Below are 3,329 nucleotides of genomic sequence, written 5' to 3'. Positions count from 1 at the left end.
CCGCGCATTGCTCATCTGTGCCAAACTGCGCAAGGAATGCAGGTAAGGACAAGCCTGCTTGGAATTGGATATGGTTCATGGCCATGGCAATTTCTCTTAGATGGGTTTGCTTGGGTCAGTATGCGCCTTATAATAGAGAAAATCGGGTTTGGCTGAAGAATCTTTCTAATCAAGGATCTATTTTATAGAAACCTTGCAATTACCCGGATATCTTGCCCAATCATGCGTAAGTCATTTATTTTCAGCGCCTTCTTTTGTCCAAGATTCATTAATTCGGGTAACTGAATCATTCCCTGTGCATCGTCACCAAGCAAATGTGGCGCAAGAAAAATAATCATTTCATTAACTAATCCAGCCTCAACTAAAGCGCCATTTAAGCCACACCCCGCTTCCACTAATACTTCATTCATTCCAAAATCTGCCAATGTCGTCATCATTTTCTCCAGATCAACTCGGCCTTTGGCATTGGGCAAAACAATGACCCGAACACCCATCTTACTCAGAGTGGCATTTTTTTCTGGATTGCCCTCATTAGCGGTGAAGATAAACACTTCTTCTCCATCTTGCAGTAATTTAGCATCCAACGGAATTACAAAATGACTGTCTACGATAATTTTTTTGGGTTGACGGCGTGTCTCGATGTGACGTACCGTTAATTGAGGATTATCGGATTTTACTGTCCCAATACCTGTCATGATGGCGCATGAACGTGCGCGCCACCGATGTCCATCCTGTCGTGCAGACTCGCCGGTAATCCATTGACTAACACCATTATTCAACGCAATCTTACCATCCAGGCTTGCAGCAGTTTTTAACCTAATCCATGGTCTCTTATGAACCATACGCGTAACAAAACCCACATTCAGCGCATTCGCTTCTGCTTCTAACAAACCGACCTGCACGGCAATACCGGCCTGTTCCAATAAGGCTTTACCACGACCTGATACTAGTGGATTAGGATCTTCCATGGCTATGATGACCCTGGCAATACCCGCAGCAATCAAAGCATTAACACACGGTGGGGTGCGTCCATAATGCCCACACGGTTCGAGCGTTACATAGGCTGTTGCACCACGTGCGGCCTCTCCAGCATTATTTAATGCATTAATTTCAGCATGTAGTTGCCCAGCCTCTTCATGCCAACCGCGCCCGATTATCTGTTCATTATGGGTGATCACACAACCAACACGCGGATTGGGCGTAGTAGCGTAAAGCCCTTTCTCAGCTAACCGTAGCGCATGCGACATGAAAGCATAATCGGCGGGAGAGAACATCTAAGGAATTGTGATATATAATTGCAATTGATCCGGTCTATCTGTACTGCCAATAAGTGGCCAGTAAAATAATCACCAGGCTGATTTAGGTTGCTTTCTTCGATCGCAACTATTGATTCGGTTTTTGTACTTCTTTGATCGCATCACGAAAATCATCCACATCCTGGAAGCTTTTATAAACGGATGCAAATCGGATATAGGCTACTTCATCAAGCTTATAAAGTTCTTGCATTACACACTCACCAATACTACGTGATGAAACTTCGTGCTCTCCCATACTTAAAAATTTTTGCACAATACGGTCGATCGCTGCATCTACATAGCTTGTAGGAACAGGGCGTTTATGAAGTGCACGCTTAAATCCCGTCAACAGCTTGTTTCGGTCAAACTCAGCTCGACTACCATCATGTTTTACAACTTGAGGCAAACGTAATTCAACGGTTTCGTATGTTGTAAAACGCTTATCACAAGCCTGACACCGCCGCCGCCGCCGTATTTTTTGACCATCCTCACTCACGCGAGAGTCAATCACACTGGTGTCATCTGCACAGCAAAAAGGACATTTCATACAGCAACTCAGCCAACAGTAACCAAGCCGAACAGATCATTTTTCAATATCTGTCCAACTTGACAAAGCTACCCATAAACTGGAAATTTTGCACACAACCGTTTTGCTTCAGTGGCCACTCGTGACAAAACTGCCGGATCCTCAGGTGCAGCAAGCACATCCGCCATCAGATTGGCCAATTGTTCCGCTTCCAATTCTTTGAAGCCTCTCGTGGTCATTGCCGGTGAGCCGACACGAATACCACTGGTAACAAATGGTTTTTGCGGATCATTAGGTATGGCGTTCTTGTTAACCGTAATGTGTGCCAATTCAAGCGATTCTTCTGCTTTCTTACCTGTCAGGTTCATCGCACGCAAATCAACCAGAAACATATGACAGTCTGTTTGACCTGACACAATTCGCAAACCGCGACTGGTCAGAACTTTTGCCATTACACGAGCATTCTCAATGACCTGCTCTTGATAATCTTTAAATTCTTTACTGGCAGCTTCTTTAAATGCAACCGCTTTAGCCGCGATCACATGCATCAATGGGCCACCCTGAGTTTGTGGGAAAATAGCAGAATTCAATGCTTTCTCGTGCTCAGGTTTAGCCATAATAATACCGCCACGCGGACCGCGCAGTGTTTTATGCGTAGTGCTTGTAACAAAATCCGCAATGCCAACCGGATTAGGATAAAAACCAGCAGCCACCAATCCGGCATAATGAGCCATATCGACAAACAGGTGGGCTCCTACAGCATCAGCAATTTTGCGGAAACGTTTCCAGTCAATGACTCTCGCATAAGAGGAAGCGCCTGCAACTATCATTTTTGGCTTATGTTCATGAGCTAATTGCTCAACTTGATCATAATCAAGCAACTCAGTTTCTGGATGCAAGCCGTAAGAAATTGAATTAAAAATCTTTCCGCTCATACTAACGCTAGAACCATGCGTTAAGTGGCCTCCGTGCGCTAATGACATGCCCAGCAGGGTATCCCCAGGCTTTAGCACTGAAAGATAAACCGCCGCATTGGCTTGCGAACCCGAATGCGGTTGCACATTGACATACTCAGCACCAAAGAGCGCCTTTAATCGATCAATAGCCAGTTGTTCAACCTGATCAGCATACAAACAACCGCCGTAATAGCGTTTTTTTGGATAACCTTCGGCATATTTATTCGTTAGAACAGAACCCTGAGCTTGCATAACTGCCGGACTTGCATAATTCTCCGATGCGATTAATTCAATATATTCCTCCTGGCGCCGTATTTCGCCTTTAATCGCTTGCCATACTTCTGGGTCAACATTCTCTATAGTTTGTTTCTGCGAAAACATGGTAATACCAATCCTTTGAAATATTTATAAACCGATAAAATACGTATATTACCATTACCTATCGAAACGCAAATAGGTTCTGTCGCATTAAGCGCAAAAATGCATATTTTGGATGAGCTGGCATGCCATCCCTTTAAACTAGACGGATTTATTCTGCCAGCGCATAAAATT

Annotated in this window: 3 protein-coding genes; all 3 read right to left on the bottom strand. The window is 44.3% G+C overall.

Annotation, left to right across the window (positions count from 1 at the left end; all coding sequences use genetic code 11):
• Nucleotides 1-182: 182 nt before the first annotated feature.
• The 3 genes from ribD to glyA all read right to left on the bottom strand — a co-directional run bounded on the left by ribD (nucleotide 183) and on the right by glyA (nucleotide 3,158).
• Entirely contained in the window at nucleotides 183-1,274 is a 1,092-nt protein-coding gene (gene ribD, locus ACH10T_RS10875) for a bifunctional diaminohydroxyphosphoribosylaminopyrimidine deaminase/5-amino-6-(5-phosphoribosylamino)uracil reductase RibD (protein ID WP_394809298.1), read from the bottom strand.
• Between the two features lie 109 nt (nucleotides 1,275-1,383).
• The gene (nrdR, locus tag ACH10T_RS10870) at nucleotides 1,384-1,842 is read right to left on the bottom strand and encodes a transcriptional regulator NrdR (RefSeq protein WP_394809297.1); all 459 of its coding nucleotides are present in this window, start codon (nucleotides 1,840-1,842) and stop codon (nucleotides 1,384-1,386) included.
• Nucleotides 1,843-1,910: 68 nt separating this feature from the next.
• Nucleotides 1,911-3,158 carry a serine hydroxymethyltransferase gene (glyA, locus tag ACH10T_RS10865; RefSeq protein WP_394809296.1) on the bottom strand — a complete coding sequence of 416 codons (1,248 nt, stop codon included), beginning with the start codon at nucleotides 3,156-3,158 and terminating at the stop codon, nucleotides 1,911-1,913.
• Nucleotides 3,159-3,329 lie beyond the last annotated feature (171 nt).

The sequence above is a fragment of the Nitrosomonas sp. genome, assembly GCF_043753625.1.
GTDB lineage: Bacteria > Pseudomonadota > Gammaproteobacteria > Burkholderiales > Nitrosomonadaceae > Nitrosomonas.
This window is presented reverse-complemented; position numbering and strand designations above follow the sequence as displayed.

Excerpts from the sequence above, each read along its gene's own strand:
- ribD (WP_394809298.1), bottom strand. The coding sequence starts at position 1,274 with ATGTTCTCTCCCGCCGATTATGCTTTCATGTCGCATGCGCTACGGTTA.
- glyA (WP_394809296.1), bottom strand. The coding sequence starts at position 3,158 with ATGTTTTCGCAGAAACAAACTATAGAGAATGTTGACCCAGAAGTATGG.
- nrdR (WP_394809297.1), bottom strand. The coding sequence starts at position 1,842 with ATGAAATGTCCTTTTTGCTGTGCAGATGACACCAGTGTGATTGACTCT.